Origin of the sequence: Streptomyces murinus (genome assembly GCF_002154555.1) — a bacterium.
Lineage (GTDB): Bacteria > Actinomycetota > Actinomycetes > Streptomycetales > Streptomycetaceae > Streptomyces > Streptomyces murinus.
Window position 1 is genome coordinate 1 of record NZ_MUNF01001022.1, and the last position, 734, is coordinate 734.

Below are 734 nucleotides of genomic sequence, written 5' to 3' on the forward strand. Positions count from 1 at the left end.
CGCACCACCAGCTCGCCCCGCACCCCGCCGATCCCCCCGGCCGGGACCTCCTCGCGGCCCATGGCGATGCGGCCGGCGCGGGCGCCCGCCTCGGCCAGCGGCAGCCGGACCGTCGTGAGTCCGGGTGCGACGTCCACGGCCACCGGGAGGTCGTCGAAGCCGGTGACGGACACGTCCTCGGGGATGCGCAGGCCGGAGTCCCGCAGGGCGGCGCAGGCACCCGCCGCGACGGAGTCGTTCGCGGCGACCAGAGCCGTCAACGACGGGTCGCGGCGCAGGAGTTCGCGCGCGCCCTGGTAGCCGGAGCGCCGGTCGAACTGTCCGTGGACGGTCCGACGGGGGTCCTCCTCGATGCCCGCCGAGGCCAGCGCGGCGCGATGTCCCTCCAGGCGGTGCCGGGTCGTCGACCGCTCCTCGGGCCCGGCGAGATACCCGAGCCGCCGATGCCCGAGCCCCACCAGATGCTCCGTCACCGCCCGCGCCCCGCCGAGGTTGTCGAAGGCGAGCGCGACCGCCCGCGCGTCCGGCACCGGGGGCCGTCCGCACAGCACCACCCGCGTCCCGCCCTCCCCGAGCTTGCGCAGCTTCGCCGCGACCGCCGCCGCGTGCGGCGCGTCCAGGACCGCGCCGCCGGTCAGTACGACCGCGGCCGCCCGCTGCCGTTGCAGCAGCGTCAGGTACTTCAGCTCCTGTTCCGGCGAGCCCCCCGTGTTACAGACCACCGCGAGCCGCTC

At 77.1% G+C, this 734-nt stretch carries 1 protein-coding gene; it reads right to left on the reverse strand.

Annotated elements, in window-relative coordinates; all coding sequences use genetic code 11:
- A partial coding sequence (locus tag CCN72_RS37400; protein ID WP_086812693.1) for a substrate-binding domain-containing protein occupies positions 1-734 on the reverse strand: 734 nt, incomplete at both ends.